This window comes from Streptomyces sp. P17, assembly GCF_032436805.1.
Taxonomy (GTDB): domain Bacteria; phylum Actinomycetota; class Actinomycetes; order Streptomycetales; family Streptomycetaceae; genus Streptomyces.
Genome location: NZ_JAVRBF010000193.1, coordinates 1 through 1,044, shown reverse-complemented (window position 1 = coordinate 1,044; position 1,044 = coordinate 1). Strand labels below are relative to the sequence as shown.

The 1,044-nt window shown below is 51.1% G+C and carries 1 protein-coding gene; it reads right to left on the bottom strand.

Annotated elements, in window-relative coordinates; translation table 11 throughout:
- Window positions 1-1,044: hypothetical protein (locus RMT89_RS40295; RefSeq protein WP_315888712.1), on the bottom strand; the 1,044-nt coding region annotated here is incomplete at both ends.

Sequence of the window (1,044 nt, the reverse complement as noted above, 5' to 3'; positions counted from 1 at the left end):
CGAATAACCAAGCCGCCCATCAATTGCGACATTTGCAAGGTTGTCCGTTACCGGGGAACCAACAGAACCAATGAAAGGTAGCGTTGGTGTTGCAGCAGTGGCGATCAAAGCACGTGCAGGGTTATTGCGGATCATGGAAGCAGCGACTTTCATGGAGCGGATTTTGAAGTTCCAGAACCAGATAAGCCCCATGCTTTCAGCGTATTGGCGACTACGACCAGCAAAGCGGTTGTAGTTGACATATTCCTCGGAGACGAGAGCAAGAGCCTGTTCCTTGGACATTCCCTTACGCTTGACCAGATCGTCATAGAAGACGGCCTTTGCAATGAAGTCACCATACTGTACCGCACGACCGAGACCCTTAAACAAGGCAGTGTCACGCGACAGGGTGCCATAGCGATAGCCGAGGCGAAGCGGATTAGGCAGGTTATTACCGAGCTTCTCCACAAAGTTACCCCAACGACCCTCTGCCAAGGCAAGGTCTTCCTGCGAAATACCGCCCTCTGTAACAGCCGAGAATTCACCGGCTTCGATCAGAGGAGCGATGGACATACGCTTGTAAGTATCCTGAATTGTTTGCAATTCAGTCGTCAGCTTACCAATTTGGCGTGTGTCATTGCGGCCCTTGGCTGCTCGAAGATCAGCATCAAGCTTGATCTCCTTATTGCGAAGCAGAACATATTCATTGATTTCTGCCGTCTTACGAGCCGAACCACGGATCACATCGCGAAGCGGAACACCACGAGTAAGCAACTGGTGGATATTCGCCACCATGTTGGCAACTGGTACGAAAATGCTCTTGACCACGATCAAGACTTTGGCATCCGTAACGAAGTCCTGAACCATACGTTCAGCCGCAACGAGCTTACGATAAGCACCCTTCCCCAAAATACCTGTAGCAACTTCCTGAATACGCTTCTGCGTGGCATCGTCCCAGCGAGTGACACCATTCCATGCATCACCGATAGAAGCCGAACGAGTACCCACGGCATCAATGACCTGATCGCGACGGATAGGGAAACCATCCGAACCGAACTTGTCTTT